This window comes from Devosia sp. LjRoot16 (assembly GCF_964252795.1).
Lineage (GTDB): Bacteria > Pseudomonadota > Alphaproteobacteria > Rhizobiales > Devosiaceae > Devosia_A.
The window spans coordinates 307,751-327,447 of sequence record NZ_CAXUPH020000007.1 but is presented as its reverse complement, the minus strand read 5'-3'; the positions used below and the strand labels follow the sequence as shown (position 1 = coordinate 327,447).

Here is a 19,697-nt window from a genome sequence, read left to right as displayed (position 1 = left end):
GCTGGTCGCGGTGAGCCGCCCCTACTCCGCCGCCGACTGCACCGCCACGACCACCGGCCCCTCATCCTCCGGCTCGTCGAGCACCGGCGGTTCGGCTTCGGCTTCCTGTTTGGGCTCGACCAGCAGCAGGCCGAGGAAGACCAGCGCCAGCGCGCCCCAGGTCAACAGCGGCACGGCCTCGCCCAGCAGCAGCATGCTCCAGCCGATACCGGCAGCGGTGCCGGCATAGGCGGTCTGGCTGCCGAACACCGCGCCGGTGGTCTTGATCAGCCACATGAACAGCAGCATCGCCGCGTTCGAGGCCACCGCCATCAGCAGCACGATGATGCCGGTCTGGCCGCTCAGCTGTTCGAACGGCACGAAATCGTTGGTCACAAAGGCAATCGGGATCAGCGTTGCGACCGAAACGACCTGCACCAGGCCGAACAGGGCGATGGTGTCGATCCTGGCCGGCCGCCGCTCGGCGATGAACAGATCCTCGGCGGCATAGGTCACCGGAATGAGCAGAGCGAGGCCGACCCAGAGCCAGTTGGCGGCGATGTTCACCGGCATGCCGAACAACAGGATCACGATGATCCCGACGAGGCCAAGGCCGAGGCCGGCGAAGCGCTTGAGGCTCGCGACCTCGGTGCGCATGAGCGCGGCGAACAGAAAGACGATGAAGCCTTCGAGCACGATGACGATCGAGACGATGAAGGCCGGCAGCTGGCTCGCCATCCAGTAGACCAGCACCTGGTTCAGCACCGCGCTGAGCAGCGCGAACACCACGATGAAGCTGATATCGCCGCGCCCGAGGCTCGACAGTTTCGGCAGCGTGCCGCGTTTGAGGCTGATGCCGATGCAGAGCACGGCCCCCAGCGTATCGATCAGGATGGCGAGACCCACCGGATGCGCCTCGACTTCCGAGGCGAGCTTGGCCAGCGGCACCACCAGCCCCCAGAGCACGCCGCAGGCGATGAGGATCAGCGCACCGCGAAACGTCCGGATGCTCTGGCGGAGCTTGCGTTCCCGCTCGTAGACGCTCTGCGCCATGGTGGAGAACACCTTGGCGAGCGTGCCGAGCCCGTCGCCCCGCGCCGCGACCTCGTTGATCCCCAGTTTTTCCGGGTTGAACTTGCCCAGTTCCAGCGTCGACGCGGCGCGGGTGAGCTTGGTCACCTCGCGCAGGTATTCCTTCTCGTTGTCGCGCAGCCGCTTCTTTTCGACCGAGGTCGAAAGCCGCGCCCTGAGCAGCGCCACCTCGAAATCCTTGGGCAGAAAATCCTCGGCGCCGAGCTCGATCGCCTTGACCACGCTGCTCATCTCTTCATCGAGCGCCGAAATGACGATCACCGGCAGGTCGCGGGTGCGGGTTGAGGCCTTCAGCGCTTTCAGCACCTCGAAGCCATCCATCTCCGGCATCACGATATCGAGCAGCACCACGTCGAAGGCCGCGCCACCAAGCCGCTTCAGCGCTTCGGCGCCGCTGCCCACGGCATCGGCCGCATAGCCCAGCGCCTCGACGGCCTTGCTGAGCTTGGTCCGCACCATGGCGGAGTCGTCGACAATGAGGACCGTGCCGGCGCCGCTCATGGTGCGACCGCGGGGAACGCGGCGCGCAGCTCGCTCGCTGCTTCGGCGAAAGCGCGGCGCACCGCCTCGACTTCGGCCGCGCCGGGCAGGACACCGGCCACGCATTGCGCCTCGAGCTCAGCTGACAGTTGGGCCAGCTCGCCTGCCCCCATGTCCCGGGCGTTCGATTTGAGCGAATGCGCCGCCCGGCGTGCGCCCTGAAGATCACCCGAGCCCTGCGCTGCGGCCAATGCTTCGACGAGTTGCGGGGCTTCTTCGAGGAAAGAGTCGATCAACTCGACCAGATCAGCCGGATCGCCGCCGACGATTTCCTGCAGCTTGTCGAGTGCCTGCCTGTCGATCGTCACCACGCCCTCACTACAACATTTCGCCATCACATTACTGAACTGGCGTCCCGCACTTTTTGTGGATTGCACGCCGATGGCTTGTCAATGGAACCGGAGGTCTGATGTCCAGCAGATAGCGACCAGCGCACAACTTGCTGTGGCTTGGCTGATTTGTTGGGGCCGATGCACTTCCCAGAGCCGCCGTCAGTGACCACAGGCCATCCGCCAGACGAGCTCACGGCCTCACCCACGCACCGGATGTCATCCCAGCGAAAGCTGGGACCCATTCCTCAGCCCGCACCAGTGGAGAGTTGGGTCCCTGCTTTCGCAGGGATGACACCGAGTGGGCGGAGCAAACTGTGCCCACTAAGGCCCGCCGCCCTACCCCCGCGCCGCTGCAAAGGCGCGCCGCAGCGATGCCACCAGTTCCTCGATATGCAGGGGCTTGCTGACATAGTCGTCGAGCCCCGCCTCGAGGTAGCGCTCGCGGTCGCCGGACATGGCGTTGGCGGTGAGCGCGACGACATAGGGCTGGTGTGCCGCGCCGGGGATCGAGGCGCGGATCAGCCGCGTTGCGTCGATGCCATCCATGTCGGGCATCTCGATATCCATCAGCACCACGTCATGCGCACCGCGACCGTAGGCCTCGATGGCCGAATGGCCGTCCGAGGCCATATCGGCCCGATAGCCCAGCCGTTCCAGCACCTTGGAGGCCAGCTTGCGGTTGGTGGCGTTGTCGTCGACGAGCAGGATGCTGAGCGGATACTGGCGCGCTGTCTCGGCCACCGCCACGTCATGGCCCTGGCCCGCCCGGTCGACGCGCAGGGCGGCGCCCGCGAAGATCGCCATGAACGCATTGAGCAGTGGCGAGGCCTTGATCGGCCGGTTGAGCACCACGGCAAACCCAACCGCCTCCATCTCCCGCTTCTGCCGCTCCGACAGCGGCACCATGGCGCTGAGCAGCACCAGCGGCATGCCGCCTTGCGGCCCGAGGGCGCGGATCTGCCGGGCCAGGGTAATGCCGTCAGTGCCACCAAGGTCCATGTCGAGCACCACGACGTCGAACGTCTCACCGGCTGATAGCAGCGCCAGGGCCTCGGCCGCCGAAGCGCTGGCGCTCGGCGCCATGCCCCAGGATTGTGCCAGCTGCGTAATGATCCGCTGGTTGGTCAGGTTGTCGTCGACGATCAGCAGCCGCTTGCCGCTCAGTTCGCGCGCCGGCGGCAACTGCGGCCGGCTGGCTGACGCGGCCGGCGTGGTGAGGGTGAAGCTGAAGGTCGTGCCCTTGCCCTCGGCGCTCTCGACCGACACTTCGCCGCCCATCAGTTCGATCAGCCGCTTGCTGATGGCGAGGCCGAGGCCAGTGCCGCCATAGCGGCGGGTGGTCGAGGCATCCACCTGGCTGAACGACTTGAACAGCCGATCCATGCGATCGGCCGGAATGCCGATGCCGGTATCGCGGATGGCAAAGCGCAGCGCCAGCTGGTCGCTGCCGGCACTCTCCGCCTCGGGCAACGGCATCACCGACAGGACGATCTCGCCCCGCTCGGTGAACTTGACCGCATTGTTGAGGAAATTGAGCAGCACCTGGCGCAGCCGGTCATTGTCGGCGACCACCAGTTCGGGCGTCCCCGGCTCGATCACGTAGCCGAGGTCGAGCCGCTTTTCCGCCGCCCGGGGCGCGACGAGGTCGATGGCGCTCTCGAGGCAATCGCGCAACACGAACGGGCGCTGCTCGAGATCGAGCTTGCCCGCCTCGACCTTGGAGAAATCGAGGATGTCGTTGATGATGGTGAGCAGCGCCTCGGCGCTGTCATTGACGGTCTGGCCGAGATCGCGCTGCTCGGCATTGAGCTTGGTGGCAAGCAGCAGGTTCATCATGCCGATAATGCCGTTCATCGGCGTGCGGATTTCGTGGCTCATGGTGGCGAGGAACGTGCTCTTCGCCTCGTTGGCCGCCTCCGCCGCTTCCTTGGCCTGCTGCTGCGACAGCGAAAGCTGCAGCGTCTCGGTATAGAGCTGGGCATTGTGCAAAGCCGCGCCGGCATTGGCCGCCATGGTCGAGAGCAGCCGCACCGAATTGTCGTCGAACATCCCCTCGCGTGTCGTGCTCTGCACGCTGATGACGCCCATGGTGCCCTGCACGGTCTTGATCGGCACGCCGAGATAGGACGCGGCGTTCTTTCCCACGCGGGTGGCGCCGATCTGGGCGCTGCGCTCGTCGAGATCCTGGTTGATCAGCAGCGGCTCGCCGGTTTCGATGATCTTGCTGGTCAGCCCTTCGCCCAACTTCAGCGTCGGGAACTCATCGCCAAACTGATACGGGAAGTCGATCAGCCCGGTCTCGGGGTCGAGCAGCGCCACATAGACGATGTCGGCCTCGAAGATGTCGCGCATCTGGTTGCCGATCAGCTGGATGGTGCTGTCGAAATCGGCCTCGGCAATCAGCGCCTCGCTGACCTTGCTGATGGCGCCAAGCTCGGCGGCGCGCTGTTCGGCCTGCTTGAGCAGGCGCTGCGTCTCGTCGAACAGCCGGGCATTGGCGATGGCGACGCCCATGCTGGCCGAGAGCCCCTGCAGCAGCCGCACATGGGTCTCGTTGAAGGCATTCTGCTCATAGGCCTGGACGCTCACCACGCCCAGCACCTCGTCGCCGGCAATGATCGGCACGCCCAGATAGGCCTCGGTCCGGTCGTCCTCGGTGGGGATCAGCGCCCCCAGCGCCACCTGTTCCTCGCTCGAGCGGAGCAGCAGCGGCTGGCCGGAAAGGATCACCTTGGAGGTCAGCCCCTCGCCCATCGCGAAGGGCTCGGGCTCATGATAGACGCCATAAAAGGCGTAGGGCACGACGATCATCGCCGCGCTGTCCTTGAGCAGGATCTCCACCACCTCGACCGAGAAGATCTCCCGCACCTTGTCCCCGACGATGCGGGTCACCGTCTTGACGTTCAGCGCCTTGCCCATCGCCTCGCCGACGCTGTTGAAGATGGCGAGTTCCTTGCTGCGCTGGTCGATCTCCTGCGTGGCGTGGATGAAGCTCCGCGCCAGGGCGGCGACATCGTCTTCACCCTCCGCCAGTCGCCTCAGACCATCGAGGTCGAGCGGCTCGGCCGTCGCTGCCCGCAAGGCGCTGAGACGTGCGGCGGGTGACATGGGGCTGGTGCGCGGAGGCAAGTCGTCGGCGACGGTCATCCTGAACTCCACTGCCCCTGGAGCACGTCCGGCAGGCGCGCCACTCTGCTGCGCCCGTGAAAGTCCGTCAATTGCGGGTGAAGCCGACCGCCGGCGGTGCGGCTGATCCTCCCCCGCGGGGCGGGGGAGGATACCGACTGCCCACCTCAGCGCAGCCCCTAACTCCCCCACACCAGCTTGGCGTTGGTCAGCTCCCGCGCCCCGAGCGGCCCGAGCTCCCGGCCGAACCCCGAGCCCTTCACCCCGCCGAACGGCGCGCGCGGGTCGGAGCGGACGAAGTCGTTGATGAACACCGCGCCAGCCTCCAGCCGGTCGGCAACGCGTTGCGCCCGCACGGCATCACTGGTCCACACCGCGCCGCCGAGCCCATATTCGGTGGCATTGGCGAGGCTCACCGCCTCATCCTCGTTGTCGAACGGAAACAGCAGCGCCACCGGCCCGAAAAACTCTTCCTGCAGGATCGGTGCATGCGGATCGGCGCCGACGATCACCGTCGGCTCATAATAGTTGCCAGGCCCGTTCAGGCGCTTACCGCCGGCCACCACCCTGCCCCCGGCCGCCACCGCGTCTCGCACCTGCCGCTCGGTGGTATCGACCAGGTCGGCGCGCGCCATCGGCCCGAGCTTGGTGCCTGCGTCCATCGGGTCGCCGATCGCCAGCGCGCTTGCGGCTGCGGCGTAGCGCGAGACATAGGCGTCGAACACGCTGCGCTCGACGAGGAAGCGCTTCGCGGCGATGCAGCTTTGCGCATTGTTTGCGTAGCGCGACACCACGCCCAGCTGCACCGCCTTGTCGAGGTCGGCATCGGCAAAGACGATGAAGGCGTCCGAGCCGCCGAGTTCGAGCACCACTTTCTTTCCCACCGAGCCGGCAGCAGCCGCCACGGCGCGACCGGCGCCGGTCGAGCCGGTGAGGGTCACGGCGCGGATGCGGTCGTCGAGCACGATCTTCCGGGCCTCGTCGGCAATCGTCTCATTGGGGATGGCGAGGTTGGTGTAGAGCCCGGCCGGACCGCCGGCATCGCGCACCAGTTGCTCGATGGCGCGGGCCGCCCCCTGCACCGTCTCGCCGTGCTTCACCAGCACCACATTGCCGGCCAGCGCCGTCGGGATGAAGAAGCGCAGCACCTGCCAGAACGGCAGGTTCCACGGCATGATGCCGAAGATCGGGCCGAGCGGCTGGTAGCGCACCAGCGACGGCGTACCCGCGATCGGCTGGTCGGCGAGATAGGCCGGGCCCTCGGCAGCGAAATGCCGGGCCCCGGATGCCGCTTTCAGCACCTCGGCCTTCGCCTCGCCGATGGGCTTGCCCATCTCAGAAGTAATCAGCCTGGCGTAGTCGTCGGCCCGCTGCTCGAGCAGGTCGCCGAGCCGCAGCAGCAGCGCGCTGCGCGTCGCTAACGGCGTGCGGCTCCAGGCCTGCCAGCCCTCCCAGGCCGCGGCGAGCTTCTGCTCGATCTGCTGAGCCGTATCGGCGGGATACTCGGCAATCAGTTGGCCGGTGGCCGGGTTGATCGACTTGAGCGGCATATATTCCTCCTCATTTCGGCGCCCACCAATGCGGCGTCACAAATTCCAGAACATGGCGAGGCCGAGCAGCGCCGTGCCCGCCGCAGCGGTGGTGAGCCGCCGCGCCGGCGCCAAAGCCAGCGCCAGCATCCAGACGGCGCACAGCGCCATCCAGCCGAGCTCCATGCCTCCGATCAGTTGCAAGGCCACCATCGCGACGCCGGCACCGAGCCGCATGGGACCAGCCGGCAGAGCGGCTTCGGCAACCAGCGCGCTGCCGGCGATCGCCAGCAATATCGGGGCGCCGAGCGCCACCGGCGTCAGCGCCATGCCGAGGCCGATGGCGAGCAGCGTCGGCGGCGCGATGCAGACGAGGGTCAGCCTCGCGGCGGCGCGCCAGCCCTGGCGGGCGGCCGCGGCGATGTCGTGGATGGCGCAGGGCAGCATCATGGTCGCGGCCATCAGCCCCCACATCAGCGCCGCCCCCAGCAGCAGCGGCAGGCCGCTGCCGCCGCAGATCGCCTCGATCCCGCCGGCGCTGAGGGCCATGAGCCCGGCCCATCCCAACGCTGTCGCCGCCGCGACGGCAGCGAAGGCGGCCCATAGAGCGCGGGCGTCCGGGCCACTGTGAGTGGCCGACATCAGCAGTGGCAGGCGATGCTGCCATCGGCCAATACGCTCGCCGTATTGGTTTCGCGCGGCAGGTCGTTGGACGGGTTCAAATTGAAGAACCCCGAGGGCATCAGCGCAAAGCCCGCCGACATGGTGGGCTGCACTGGGAAATCCTCCGGCCGCACCACGTGATGCAGCCCGAAGCAGTGCCAGACCACGATATCGGTATTCTCCACCGGCCGGTTCTGCTTGACGATTTCGGCCAGCCCGTCCGAGCCGTCGGAATTGCAGACATACTCGCCCGCCGGGTAGCGCTCGTCGGGGTGGAAGGGTGTCACCCACACATGGTTGCGCACGAAGTTGGAGCGCGTGCCCGATGGCCCGTTCTCGGCAAGGAACGGCGTGACGCAGTCCTTGGCGTGCAGCCGATAGCCGACGGGCTTGCCCACGGCGTTGAGCTTATTGGGGTTGATCACCTTCCAGGTGCGGTGCGTCTCCTGGCTGGCACGGCGGCCGGCTTCGAGCTCGGTCCTGAGCACCGTCTCGGTGGCGAAGAAGCCGTTGCCATGCGGATTATCAGGCCCCACCGGCTCGGCAAAACTGTTGACCTCGACGAGGCTGTTGCCGCCGCCATCGAGCGCCATATCGAGCCGCGCGCAGAAGATGTGCTGATGGATCGGCGCGGTCAGCCCCGGCGCGATCTCGCTCACATATTTGCTTGGGCGGCCCGGCTCGCACGCCATGGTGTTGACGATGCCGGTGGCCTTCACCTCGAAGCTGATCTCACCGGCCTGGTCGAGATACCAGTATTGCGCATACTCGTAATTGCCGACGGTGTTGACGCAGGAGATCACCAGCCGCCGGCCACGGCGCAGTTCGGTGCGATCGGCGCGGAAATCCCAGTGCTTCCAGAGGATTCCGGTATCTTCCTCATGGATGCAGATGCCCTTCTCGATGGTGATCAACCCGCCATCGAGCCCGCAATAGTGGCTGTCGAGATAGTGAATGGCGCCAAGGCAATCGCAGCCAAGCTTCAACGAGTGGTTGAACTTGCCGAAGCCATATTCGCCGATATCGAAGATGTTCTTGCGATAGTGCCCGCGCTCCGGCGAGCCATAGGGCACCACCAGTTCGCCGAGCGCCGCGCGGCGCACCACCGGGCGGCCGACATAGCGGATATCGTGGAGGATGATGCCGTCGCGCGGCGAAAAGCCGATGCCGAGCGTCCACTTGTCCCAGGCAATGGCGTGGCCATCGAGGGTGAAGCTGGTGCCCTCGGGCTGGATAACGTTCAGCGGCTTCAGCGGCGCCCGCGCCGGCGGCATGAACTCGGGGTCATAGGGGATATCGGTCATCGGGATCGGCGGGCCGCCATGATCGTCGATGCGCAGCACCTCGCCGGTCTTGACGTCGACGGCGACGTTCAGCCCGTCGATCGGGTGGGCATAAAAGTTCTCGTTGGCGTAAAGCCGCAGCCAGCAATGGGCATAGGAGACCATGTGGCCCTCCTCGCCGGCGTCGCCGAAATTGCCGCCCGACCAGCTGTCGACGCAGACCCCGGTCATGTCGGTGATGCCGCGCTTGCGGCAGGCCTCGATGAAACGCGGATCGGCTTTCACCACCCGCTCGACATCGAGCAGCTGCTCGACCTGGAAGGCCGATTTGGCGGTGGGGAAATGCCGGCGCGACACGATCGTATTGGTCTCGAGCGAGACGATCACCATCCACACGCCGGGGCGATCCTTATGCGAGATGTTGAGCCGCGCCTCGCGCTTCAGCTGCGTGCCGGCAAGGTGGGCGCGCCACTCGTCCGGCGTCGGCTCGCGCAGGTCGAGATTGCCGTAGAGCGCCCCGGGCCCGAGCTCGACATCGGCCTTGATCACCGCCACGGCGGCATTGATCTCGGCGGGGCTCAGCGGCGCCAGCGCCTGCAGGTAACGCGGCGGCGGCAGCGCCGCGACGCCGTGCGACGGCGCAGCGTGATTGGCGTGATGGTGGCCTTCGTGAACTTGGGTCATGGCAATCGCCTCGGCTTCGAAACGAAGTGATCGGGGCTCATTTGCCGTAGCCGGCGCTGAGCCCGCGGATGAACTGGCGGGAAAAGACGGTGAAGAGCACGACCAGCGGCAGCGCCCCCAAAGTCAGCGCCGCGAGCAGCGCCGGATAGTCGTTGAGGAACTGGCCGACGAACTGCTGTACCCCCAGCGTCACCGTCTGGTTGGCCTTGCCGGGCGCGAGGATCAGCGGGAACCACAGGTCGTTCCAGATCGGCAGCATGGTGACGGTGGCGACCGCCGCGAGCCCCGGCCGCACCAGCGGCAGGATGATCGAAAAGGTGCGGAACTCGCTGGCCCCATCGACCCGCGCCGCTTCCTTGAGCTCGCCCGGCACGGTGCGGAAATAGGTCATCATCAGCGTGACGCCGAGCGGGATGCTCATCGCCGTGTAGACGAGGATCAGCGCCCACAGCGTATCCATCAGCCTCAGCCCGATCATGATCTGGATCAGCGGGATGGTGCCGAGCCGGATCGGCAGCATGACACCGACGATGAACAGCCCGGCGAGCAGCGGCACGAAGCGCACCCGGTACTCGACCAGCGCGAACGCCGCCAGCGTCGAGAGCCCGACGGTGAGCATCACCGAGACCAGCGTGACGATGAGGCTGTTGCGGTAGTTGAGGAGGAAGTTGCCGCGGGTCAGCACCCGCTCGTAGCCGGCCAGGCTGAAGGTCTCGGCAGTGGGCAGCGCGAACGGCCCGCCGAAGATCGCCGGCGTGGTCTTCAGCGAATTGAGGATGACGATGAGGATCGGCCCGAGCGCCAGCGCGACGAAGGCCAGCAGCACGGCGTGCACCGCGATGCGCTCGACATTCCAGCGCCGGCGTTCCCTGGTGAGGCGGCTTTCGTGGGCGAGTTCGGTGGTCACGGTTGTCATCGCCGCCTCCTAAGCCGAATGGGCTTTGAGCCGGCGTTGCACCAGCCAGAAATAGGCGGCGGTGACGCAGAGCATCAGGGTGAAGATCACGGTGGCGACGGTGGCGCCGAGGTCGAGGTCGGCCACCTGGCCGCTCGAGCCGAAGAAGGTGCGGTAAAAGAACGTGCCGAGGATATCGGTCGAATAGTTCGGGCCGGGCGCCGAGCCGTTGAGCGCGAACACCAGGTCGAACCCGTTAAAGGTCCAGATGAAGGTGAGGATCACGATCAGCCCGAACTGCGGCAGGATCAGCGGGAACTTGATGCCCCAGAAGATCCGCCACGGGCTGGCGCCATCGATCCGCGCCGCCTCGATCACGTCATTGGGCACCGCGATCAGCGCCGAATAGAGGAACACCGTCGGGATGCCGACATATTGCCAGACCCCCATCAGCGAGATGGTGGGCAGCGCCGTCAGCTGGTTGCCGAGCAGCGGGAAGCCGACGAGGCCCCAGAGCGGGTTGATGATCAGCCGCCAGATGAAGCCGACGATCACCACTGACAGCGTCGCCGGGATGAACAGCAGCGTGCGGTAAATGCCCTCGCTACGGCTGAGCGTGCCGCCGGTGAGCAAAGCCGCGAGCAGCAGCCCGATCGGAATCTCTACGGCAACATGAATGGCGAAGTACTTGAAATTGTTGAACAGCGCATTCCAGAACCGGGCGCTGACCACCGGCTGGGTGAACAGATAAAGGTAGTTGCCCAGGCCAATGAAGCCGGTCCCCGACTTGCCGGTATCGAACAGGCTCATGAAGATCGAGATGAGCAGCGGCAGCACCGCAAAGCCCAGGTAGATGGCGAGGGCCGGCAGCACGAAGATCAACAGGCTGCGGCGAGCCGTTGCAGGACGTATCACGCGAGCGTTCCTCTGGAGTCAGGGCAAACAACAGTCATTGGTCAGTTCCGTTCACCGGCCGCGGAGTGAGGGCCTTCTCCCCTTGTGGGAGAAGGCCCGCAAGCAGCAGACGGCCAAAGGCCGTCTCTGCGGGGCGGATGAGGGGTTCTCTCCGCGCACTCCAATCGCTCGTCGCTCACGCTCCGAGCGCGCTACACTTCGTTGCGCGGACCCCTCATCCGGTGCTGCGCGCCACCTCGCGGCGAGGGCTTCGCCCTCGTCCGCTGACCACAAGGGGAGAAGGCAAGAGGCGCACATCGCGAATTTCCCACCTAAGAAAACGCGCGTGCCGACCGGGAGGGTGCGGCACGCGCTGCCGAGATCGGGCGCTATTGCGCCGACTGCGGCGAGTACCATGAAGCAAGCCCGGCCTGCAGTTCGGCGGCGACGGCCTCGGGGGTCATGTCCGAGGTCATCATCACCTGCAACAGGCGCCAGATTTCGTCGTCGAGCGGCGGGGTGCCGGCGCTCAGCCGATCGAGCGCCAGGCGCGGCGTCAGCAGCGCGCCGGTCTTCAGATCGGCAAAGGCCTGGGCCAGCGCATTGTCATACTTCACCGGCTGGTTGCTCATGGCGAAGAAGCCCGGCGCGGTGTTGACGTAGATCTGCTGGAACTCGGGACCGGCAACCCAGCTCAGGAAGGTTTTGGCCGCCTCCTGGTTCTGGCTCGCGGCATTGATGCCGATCGCCATGTCAGGCATTTCCTGGAGGTAGCGCTGGCCACCGGCTTCCACTGCCGGCGGACCGAACACCCCGACATTCAGCCCGGTCGAGGTGACCTGGTTGATGTTCCACGAGCCATCGGGAAGGATCGCGGCCTTGCCCAGCGTGAAGAGCTGCGTCATGTCGGAATAGGACAGCGCCTCCTGCCCGTTCGGCAGGAACGGCTTCCACGCCTGGAAGGCGGCGATGGCGGCAACGAAATCGGCGTCCGTCAGCTTCTTCGTGCCATCGATCAGGCCGAGACGCCCTTCCTCGCCTTTCCAGTAGGCCGGCCCGATGCTGTAGAGCCCGTTATAGGCGAGCTGCCAGGATTCGGCCGAGCCGACGGCGAGCGGCGTGTATTTGCCACTGTCCTTGATCGCCTGCAGCACTGCGGTGAACTCGGCTGCGGTGGTCGGCACCGCCAGGCCCAGCTCCTTGAAGATATCGACATTGTAGTAGAAGCCGGCGAGCACCGCGGCGACCGGCACGCAATAGGTGGCGCCGTCGACGGTCCAGGCCGCCTTGGCGGTAGCGTCGAAATTCTCGAGCCCGGCAAGGCCATCGAGCTTGGTAAAATAGCCGCGGCCGATCCACTCGTTGTTTACGTCGAACGGCCGGCAAGTGATCAGGTCGGGACCGGCCCCACCCTCGATCTGCGACTGCATCGCGGCGTTGTATTCGTTGGTATTGACCGGCGCGAACTCGACATTGATGTCGGGATGCGCCGCCTCAAAGGCCGGCAGCACCTTGTCCTGCCACACCGCCAGATCCTCGGTGCGCCAGCTGCCCAGCGTCAGCGTCACGCTCTGCGCCACCGCGGCGCCGCTCATGGCGATGAGCGACACGCCCAGCATGGCTCCGGCCGTCGCGGCCCACTGTTTCGACTGCATTATTGTTCTCCCTTCCCCTGACGCACGGCCGCCGTATCCGGCGCCGCATGGATCAAATCCGAGCGACTTGCCTCTCTGTCACAGGATCGATACCTCACAATACCAGATGGTACAAGTGGTCATTTTTCTGCGCATGAGGTATGGTCATAACGCCTGATTGGTACTATGAGGTATCTAACAAATCGGGAGGGAGCAGGGCATGATCGGGGTTGGGTTGCTGGGGTCGGGTTTCATTGCCGAGTCATATGCGGATGCGCTGCTGGACGTGCGGAACGCCGAGCTCGTCGCCTGCTATTCGCGCAATCCGGCGCGCTCCGACGCCTTCGCCAAGAAGTGGAAGGTCACCGCGCACGCCACCATGGATGCGCTCTGCGCCGACCCTGCCGTCGAGATCGTCATCATCGCCCTGCCCAACGAGATCCACCTCGCCGCAGTGGAGATCGCCGCCCGGCACAAGAAGGCCATCATCTGCACCAAGCCGCTGGCCCGCACCGAGGCCGAGGCGCAGCAGATCCTCGATATCGCCAATGCCGCCGGGGTCTGGCATGGCTATGCCGAAAGCTCGGTATTTTCGCCCAATGTCGCCAAGGCCTACGAGATGGTCAAAGCCGGCGGCATCGGCGAGCTCCTCACCATGCGCGCCCGCGAAGGCCATTCCGGCCCGCACGCCCCGCATTTCTGGGATGCCGAAACCGCCGGTGGCGGCGCCCTGCTCGATATGGGCTGCCATACCGTCGAATCGGCGCGGCATTTCTTCGGCAAGGACAACAAGGTCACCGAGGTGATGGCCTGGGGTTCGACCATGGCCCACCAGGATAAGACCACCGGCGAAGACGCGGCGATCGCGCTGTTGAAATTCGAGGGCGGCCAGCTCGCCACCATCGAATCCTCATGGATCGAGCGTGGCGGCATGCAGCTCAGGCACGAGCTGGTCGGCTCGGCCGGCCGCATCGTCACCGACAGCTCGGTCGGCCCGGTCTGGGGTTTCATCGAAAACCCGGTGGGCTACACCGTCGAGAAGGCCGATGCCGAGACCGGCTGGGTATATCCTGTGCCCGAAGAGACTCGGGCCTATGGTTTCTCGCAGCAGATGCGGCATTTCATTGATCATTTCGCCGCCGGCACTACCCCGTCCGAAACCTTCGAGGATGGCGTGGTGGTCAACCGGATCATCGATGCGTGCTACCGCTCGATGAAATCGCGGCAATGGGAAAAGGTGGCTTGAGCCAATGAGCGACAGCGCGGAACAGTTGGTGCTCGATCAGGATTCGCCCGATCCGCTATGGCGGCAGGCAGCGGACCTGATCATGCACCAGATTTCGACCGGCAAGATCGCCAATGGCGGTCGACTGCCGGCGGAGCGCGACCTCCTCGCCCAACTGTCGATCAGCCGGGTAACACTGCGCCGCGCCCTGCAGAGCCTCGTCGAGGAGGGCGTGCTGAAGCCCTCGCATGGGCGTGGCTGGTATGTCTCGGCGGAGGTGCCCAAGGAATTTCCCAATACGCTGGAATCGTTCAGCGAAACCGCCGCCCGGCTGGGGCTCGTCCCCTCGTCCGACGTGCTGCGCGCCAGCGAGGCGCCGGCGACGCTCGATGAAGCCGAGGAACTGGCCATCGCCCCCGGTGCGCCGCTGTTCCATCTCGAGCGCATCCGGCGGCTCGATGGCGTGCCGGTGGCGGTCGATACCTCGTTCTTTGCCGCCACGCTGAAGCCCGATCTCACCGGCGTCGATTTCCGCACCGCTTCGCTGTTCGAACTGCTGCTCGGCAATGGCGTCGACCTGGCGCATGGCGAAACCACCATCGAAGCCCATGCCGCCGATATCACGCTCGCGCAGCACCTGGGCGTCGAACCCAAGACCCCGATCCTGGTGATGCGCCAGCTCATCGTCGACAGCGCCGGCCGGCCGCTGCTGTCGTCCACCGTGCGCTATGTCGGCGATCGCTATCGGCTGCGCACCTCATTCTCACGCACGCGAAAGCCCGGCACGCGCTGAACGCAGCATACTGACAGCCCCGCGACGCCGAAGCTTTTCGCGCTGTCGCCAAGGAGACGGACGAAATTGGTTAAAGGCTATATCTCCCTGGCCGAGGCCCGCGCCTCGCAGGCAGCTTTGCTGGAAAGTGCCCTGCCCGCCATTGCCGGCGAAGTGCGCGCCGCCCAGGCGGCCGCAACGCTCGAGGGCCCGGGCCCGATCTTTCTCGGCATTGGCGCGAGCTATGCCGCCTCGGCCGCCGCAGTCTGGGTGCTGCGCTCGCGTGGCATCCACGCCTGGCGACTCAATGCCGGCGAGCATCCCCTGCCCTTTCCGCAGTCGGCGCATCCGATCATCGGCGTCTCGCAGTCGGGCCGCAGCTCCGAAACCCTCGCGGTGCTCCGCACCATCGAGCCGCAGCTGCGGCTCGCGGTGGTCAATGTCGCGCCCTCGCCGATCTCGGAGATCGCCGCGACCACCATTTCGCTGGGCAAGCTCCCCGACAGCTATGCCTCGACCACCGGCTATACCGCCACCATCGCCGCCCTCGGCATGATCGCCGAAGCCTGGGATGGCGGCACCATCGACCCCACCTGGTCCGACTTGCCGGCAAAATTCCGGGCGCTGGAGCGCGAGATCGCCACCCGCGCCATCGCCCTCGCCACCCCCCTGCGCGACGCAGTGGCGGTCGATTATGCCGGCGCCGCACCCTCGGCCGGCACCGCCGAGGTCGGCGCCCTCCTGCTGCGCGAAGTGGCGCGCCTCCCGGCCACCGGCCTGTCGTCGCGGCAATACCTCCATGGCGCGATGGAATCGGCCGGCCGCACCGCCCACATCCTGATGGGCGACGAGCGCGAGACGGCCCTGGCGCATACTCTTGCCCATGCCGGGCACCATACGCTGCTGATCACTACGCTCGAGGTGGCCGAAGGGCCGAACCTCGCCGTGCTCCGGCTGCCTCAGGTGTCGCCGGCGCAGCGCGCCATCCTCGAAGCCCTGGTCATGCAGAGCCTCGCGGTCGAGACGGCGCTGCTGCGCGGCGTCGACCCCGATGCCTTCGTCTTCTTTCACACCGACACCAAGGTCGCCTGAGATGACCGCTCTGATCGCCGCGCTCGATATCGGCGGCACCAAGACCCAGCTGATCCTCGAAGACATCTCAGGCAAGCGCGTCCTCGACGTCACCGAGCCAAGCCTCGAATGGGATGCCGAGCCCGAGGAAAAGGCCGCCGTCTGGATCGCCGAGCGGGTCAGGCGCCACACGCCCGAGGGAGCCGAGATCGTCGCCCTCGCCTTCGGCGCCCAGGGCATCAACCGCACCGAAACCGGCCGCACGCTGGAGCGCGAGCTTCAAGCCCTCGGCTACCGCACCACCGCCGTCAACGACGCCTCGCTGATCGTCGCCGCCGCCGGCTTCACCAGGGGCATCGGCGTCATCGCCGGCACCGGCGCCATTGCGGTCGGGGCCAACGCCGCGGGCGAGTTTATCGCCTCGGGCGGCTGGGGCTGGATCATCGGCGATGAAGGCAGCGCCGCCGGCCTCGTCCGCGAAGCCACCCGCACCGCGCTCCGTGCCAACGATGAAGGCAAGACTGACGATGGCCTCCTCGGCCACCTGATCGCCGCCTTCGGCGTCGCCGATGCCGAGCGGCTGACCCGCCGCGTCAACGACGACCCGACGGTCGACAACTGGGCCCCCCACGCCCCCGCCATCTTCACCGCCGCCGATGCCGGCTCGGCGCTGGCCCAGTCCGTCATTACCGAAGGCGCCCACGCCCTCGCCGCCCTCGTCGACCAGCTCCTAGCCCGCGGCGCCGAGGGCAACGATGTCGTCGTCGCCGGCAGCGTCATCGTCAATCAGCCGCGGCTCTACACGGCATTCGAGCAGGCGGTGACGGGGCCACATAAGCAGCTGAAGGTGCATGTGTTGCGCGACGCGCCGGTGGAGGGTGCGGTGCAGCTGGCGAGGCGGGCGGTGGGCAAGTAGCGAGCGAACGGTGCCCCTATCGTCCCCTCTCCCCTCTGGGGAGAGGGCCAGGGTGAGGGGTAGCCAAGCACACCGGCCTATCCGCCACCGCTCAACACCTGTCCCAGCGCTTGGCGCCCCTCACCCCGCGGATGAAGCCGTCGGCCTCATCCGCCGCCCTCTCCCCAAAGGGGCGAGGGGGCGATAGGGGCACGGCCGGTGCAAAACTGGCAGGGTCCGCCATCCCCCAAATCTCAGGCCACCGCAAGCGTCGGGATGCCGCTCACGTCTACGTCTCGCTCGGCCTGCCAGGTGTCATAGGCGCCCTGCATGCGGACCCACAGGGTCGCACCGTTGCCGAACAGCTTGCCGAGGCGAACGGCCATCGCCGGCGACACCGGCTTCTTCTCGTCCAGAATGTCGTAGAGCTGCTGGCGAGAGATCCCGAGCAGCCGGGCGATCTCCGCCTTCGGCTTGCCAACGGCCGGCAGCACGTCCTCGCGCAGCAACTCGCCGGGGTGGGTGGGCTGGCGATCGGGATTACGCAGAGCCGCGTAAGTCATCATCATCGGCGCGGGGTCAAACCGCGCCCTCCATCAATCCATCAGTGATACTGCTCGAACTCGACATCCACCGCATCGGCTCCGTCGAATGCGAACGTCACGCACCACGGGCCATTGATGTGGACCGTATATCGCGTGGGATCAAAGCCCTTCAGGGCATGAAAGTCGAAACCTGGGAGGTTCATGTCTTCGGGTTTGGCCGCCGCGTCCAAGGCATCGAGACGACGCAGGATGCGTTTGTGCATCTTGGCGTCGATCTTCGCTGAGGTGCCTTTGGCCCACAGCTCGGCGAGACCTTTGCCTTTGAAGCTCTTGATCACGGATGTATGTAAGCCATCAGCCGACGTACTGTCAACTATCCGCTTACATTTCTCCAAGAGCTACGGTCAATCGGCTGCCCCGATAGCACCCCCTACCGCACGCGGCCGATATGCACCTTGTCGGTCGACAGCGCCCCTTCATAGACCGCGAGCCCGATCATGCCGCCGGCATAGGTGGCGTCGCTGACCTCCAGCACCGTCCCCCCGGCATCCACCGTGATCTTCGCCCCATCGAGCGTCACCCGCAGCGGGATCGCCGTTTCGAACACCACCGGCAGCGCCGTTTCGGCCAGTACGTGCTCGACCTCGTCGCGGCGGCAGACCACCTGCAGCTTGCCGGTACGCGTCAGCCGCGCGGCGTAGTACTGCCGCAGCCCCTGCGCCCGAAACACCAGGGCGCCGTAGTTCCCGAGGTGCAGGTTCAGCTCCGCTTCGATCGTGATATCGCGCCAATCGCGCGTGCCGGTGAGGATGATGCCCTCGCCGCGGTTGGCGGAAAGCCGGAACGACTCGCGGAAGTTCTTCGAGAACACGCTGGCGCCATTGATCCAGGCGCTGCGCCACATATTGCCCTCGTTATGCGGGCGGCGCAGCGTCAGCTCGGGCTCGCCGCTCCAGCGCAGCCAGTCGACCAGCACCCGCCCCACTGTCGCGGTGTCGCGCACCGACATCACGAGGCCGATTTCGGCGATCGGGTTGCCGTCGAACTGCGGCACCTGCCAGCTGAGCCTCGCCGATTGACCGGCTTCCACCGTGACGCTTTGCGGCGAGATGACGCTCACCAGCGCATCGTCCTGCCCGTAATGGCGCACGGCCAGCGCCACCTCCACCGTGCCGCTGAGCCCGGCATCGCCGGCAATGCTGGCTTCGATGGTCTGCCCGGGCCACACCCGCGGGCTCGCCAGCACTTCGTACCAGCTGTGCCCGATCATCGCGGGCGGAATGAACACGGGCGTCCCCACATAGGCCGAGCGGCCCGGCGCCACCGAGATCAGTTCCACCGCCAGCGCCTCGCCGGTGCCGGAAACGGCGATGTCGCTGCGATTACCCTCGGTGCCGCCCGCCATGAACCCCTGCACCGCGCCCGACAGCGCGAAGTGGAACTGCGCCCCGCCCTTGGGCGCCGGCCGCGCCGGCTCTTTCGCCAGCTGCCGCGCCAGGCCATCGAGCCAATAGGCGATGCTGGGCGCATCGGTGAGGCCGCGCCCGCCATCGGCGGTGGAGAGATAGAGCCGGTCGGCCACCGGACCGCGCCAATCCTGCTCCCCGTCGAACCCGACAAGTCCGAGCATGATGCCCTGCAGGCACCCGAGGTTCCCGGCATTGCAGTCGGTATCCCAGCCCGAGGTGTTGACGATCATCTGGCCGCGGCTGAAATCGTCCGGCGCGTGCAGCAGCGCCATGATCATCAGCGCGTGGTTGGGCACCACGTGACACACCCCGGCATATTTGTCGTAGCCGTACGTGTCCTCGATCTGCCGGCGCGTCGCCTGCCAGTCATCGCCATTGGCCCGCACCCAGCCGCGGATATCGGCAACCAGCCTGGCGATCAGGCTGTCCGCGGGAATGAAGCTCAACCCGGTTTCGAGCAGGTGCTCGACATCGCGGCTCAAAAAGGCCTCGGCCTCCATCGCCGCCCACAGCACCGCCGCATGGACGCTTTCGCCATCATGGCTGACGCTGCCGGCGGCGCGGGCGAGCTTTGCCGCCTGCGCCGGGTTGCCCGGCGATACCAGTGCCCAGCCATCGATGAAGATCTGCGCCCCGATCTGTTCGGCGACGATCTTGCCATTGGTTTCGATGGCGCCCGAGCGCGGCGCCGGAATGCCCTTAGCAAGGTTCAGCCAGGCGGTGTGCTCGGTCGAATTGCCCGCCCCGCCCCACCAGAACACCGCGCGGTTCTCGACCACGTAGTTGAGCCAGGTCCGCCCAATGTCCTCGGCGCTGAGGTTCGGTGAAGCGCCGTAATCCTCGAGCGCCCGGACGAAGCTGAAAGTGCCCGAGACGTCATCGTCGGTCACCACCAGTTCAGCCCCCAGCCGCTCGTTCACGTAATAGGTGATCGGGCCGAGCTCCTTGAGGATGCGCTGGTAGGTCCAGTTCTCGAACGGCCGTCCGAGATAGACGCCGATGAGCTTCCCGAGCACGCCGGCATAGATCCGCTCGAGGGTATCGGTGGGGAGGGTCATGGGGGTCTCAA

The 19,697-nt window shown here is 66.4% G+C and carries 16 protein-coding genes; 4 read left to right on the top strand and 12 right to left on the bottom strand.

The genetic code is table 11. The features are described 5' to 3' along the window. Positions 1 to 21 precede the first annotated feature (21 nt). The 9 genes from ACSQ23_RS27950 to ACSQ23_RS27910 all read right to left on the bottom strand — a co-directional run bounded on the left by ACSQ23_RS27950 (position 22) and on the right by ACSQ23_RS27910 (position 12,672). Positions 22 to 1,572 (bottom strand): response regulator, encoded by a 1,551-nt coding sequence (locus ACSQ23_RS27950; protein WP_436092658.1) that lies wholly within the window; start codon positions 1,570 to 1,572, stop codon positions 22 to 24. Further along, positions 1,569 to 1,919, bottom strand: a complete 351-nt coding sequence (locus ACSQ23_RS27945) for an Hpt domain-containing protein (protein WP_436092657.1) — start codon at positions 1,917 to 1,919, stop codon at positions 1,569 to 1,571. The genes ACSQ23_RS27950 and ACSQ23_RS27945 overlap by 4 nt, the downstream gene beginning before the upstream one ends. Before the next feature lie 360 nt (positions 1,920 to 2,279). Next, positions 2,280 to 5,090 carry a response regulator gene (locus ACSQ23_RS27940; protein WP_436092656.1) on the bottom strand — a complete coding sequence of 937 codons (2,811 nt, stop codon included), beginning with the start codon at positions 5,088 to 5,090 and terminating at the stop codon, positions 2,280 to 2,282. 158 nt (positions 5,091 to 5,248) lie between these two features. Next, a complete protein-coding gene (locus ACSQ23_RS27935) occupies positions 5,249 to 6,619 on the bottom strand; it encodes an aldehyde dehydrogenase family protein (RefSeq protein ID WP_436092655.1) in 1,371 nt (456 codons plus the stop codon). A gap of 36 nt (positions 6,620 to 6,655) precedes the next feature. Further along, positions 6,656 to 7,147 (bottom strand): hypothetical protein, encoded by a 492-nt coding sequence (locus ACSQ23_RS27930; protein WP_436092654.1) that lies wholly within the window; start codon positions 7,145 to 7,147, stop codon positions 6,656 to 6,658. A gap of 92 nt (positions 7,148 to 7,239) precedes the next feature. Next, positions 7,240 to 9,228, bottom strand: a complete 1,989-nt coding sequence (locus ACSQ23_RS27925) for a primary-amine oxidase (RefSeq protein WP_436092653.1) — start codon at positions 9,226 to 9,228, stop codon at positions 7,240 to 7,242. Positions 9,229 to 9,265: 37 nt separating this feature from the next. Beyond that, positions 9,266 to 10,144 (bottom strand): carbohydrate ABC transporter permease, encoded by an 879-nt coding sequence (locus ACSQ23_RS27920; protein ID WP_436092652.1) that lies wholly within the window; start codon positions 10,142 to 10,144, stop codon positions 9,266 to 9,268. Positions 10,145 to 10,153: 9 nt separating this feature from the next. Then, complete coding sequence (locus ACSQ23_RS27915; protein ID WP_436092651.1) at positions 10,154 to 11,038, bottom strand: carbohydrate ABC transporter permease; 885 nt, start codon at positions 11,036 to 11,038, stop codon at positions 10,154 to 10,156. 368 nt (positions 11,039 to 11,406) lie between these two features. After that, the gene (locus ACSQ23_RS27910) at positions 11,407 to 12,672 is read right to left on the bottom strand and encodes an ABC transporter substrate-binding protein (protein ID WP_436092650.1); all 1,266 of its coding nucleotides are present in this window, start codon (positions 12,670 to 12,672) and stop codon (positions 11,407 to 11,409) included. Between the two features lie 199 nt (positions 12,673 to 12,871). Between ACSQ23_RS27910 and ACSQ23_RS27905 the strand changes: the two genes are divergently transcribed. The 4 genes from ACSQ23_RS27905 to ACSQ23_RS27890 all read left to right on the top strand — a co-directional run bounded on the left by ACSQ23_RS27905 (position 12,872) and on the right by ACSQ23_RS27890 (position 16,635). Further along, complete coding sequence (locus ACSQ23_RS27905; protein ID WP_055883362.1) at positions 12,872 to 13,897, top strand: Gfo/Idh/MocA family protein; 1,026 nt, start codon at positions 12,872 to 12,874, stop codon at positions 13,895 to 13,897. A 4-nt stretch (positions 13,898 to 13,901) separates the two neighbouring features. Then, complete coding sequence (locus tag ACSQ23_RS27900) at positions 13,902 to 14,669, top strand: GntR family transcriptional regulator (RefSeq protein WP_436092649.1); 768 nt, start codon at positions 13,902 to 13,904, stop codon at positions 14,667 to 14,669. Positions 14,670 to 14,735: 66 nt separating this feature from the next. Further along, entirely contained in the window at positions 14,736 to 15,740 is a 1,005-nt protein-coding gene (locus ACSQ23_RS27895) for an SIS domain-containing protein (protein WP_436092648.1), read from the top strand. A 1-nt stretch (position 15,741) separates the two neighbouring features. After that, positions 15,742 to 16,635: an N-acetylglucosamine kinase gene (locus ACSQ23_RS27890; RefSeq protein WP_436092647.1), complete on the top strand. Its 894-nt coding sequence runs from the start codon at positions 15,742 to 15,744 to the stop codon at positions 16,633 to 16,635. 233 nt (positions 16,636 to 16,868) lie between these two features. Here ACSQ23_RS27890 and ACSQ23_RS27885 read toward each other — a convergent pair whose 3' ends face one another. From ACSQ23_RS27885 to ACSQ23_RS27875, 3 genes are all read right to left on the bottom strand, one after another. Beyond that, the gene (locus tag ACSQ23_RS27885; RefSeq protein WP_056004462.1) at positions 16,869 to 17,180 is read right to left on the bottom strand and encodes a HigA family addiction module antitoxin; all 312 of its coding nucleotides are present in this window, start codon (positions 17,178 to 17,180) and stop codon (positions 16,869 to 16,871) included. A gap of 38 nt (positions 17,181 to 17,218) precedes the next feature. Further along, positions 17,219 to 17,497 carry a type II toxin-antitoxin system RelE/ParE family toxin gene (locus ACSQ23_RS27880; protein ID WP_055883374.1) on the bottom strand — a complete coding sequence of 93 codons (279 nt, stop codon included), beginning with the start codon at positions 17,495 to 17,497 and terminating at the stop codon, positions 17,219 to 17,221. A 92-nt stretch (positions 17,498 to 17,589) separates the two neighbouring features. Next, positions 17,590 to 19,686: an ADP-ribosylglycohydrolase family protein gene (locus ACSQ23_RS27875; RefSeq protein WP_436092646.1), complete on the bottom strand. Its 2,097-nt coding sequence runs from the start codon at positions 19,684 to 19,686 to the stop codon at positions 17,590 to 17,592. Positions 19,687 to 19,697 lie beyond the last annotated feature (11 nt).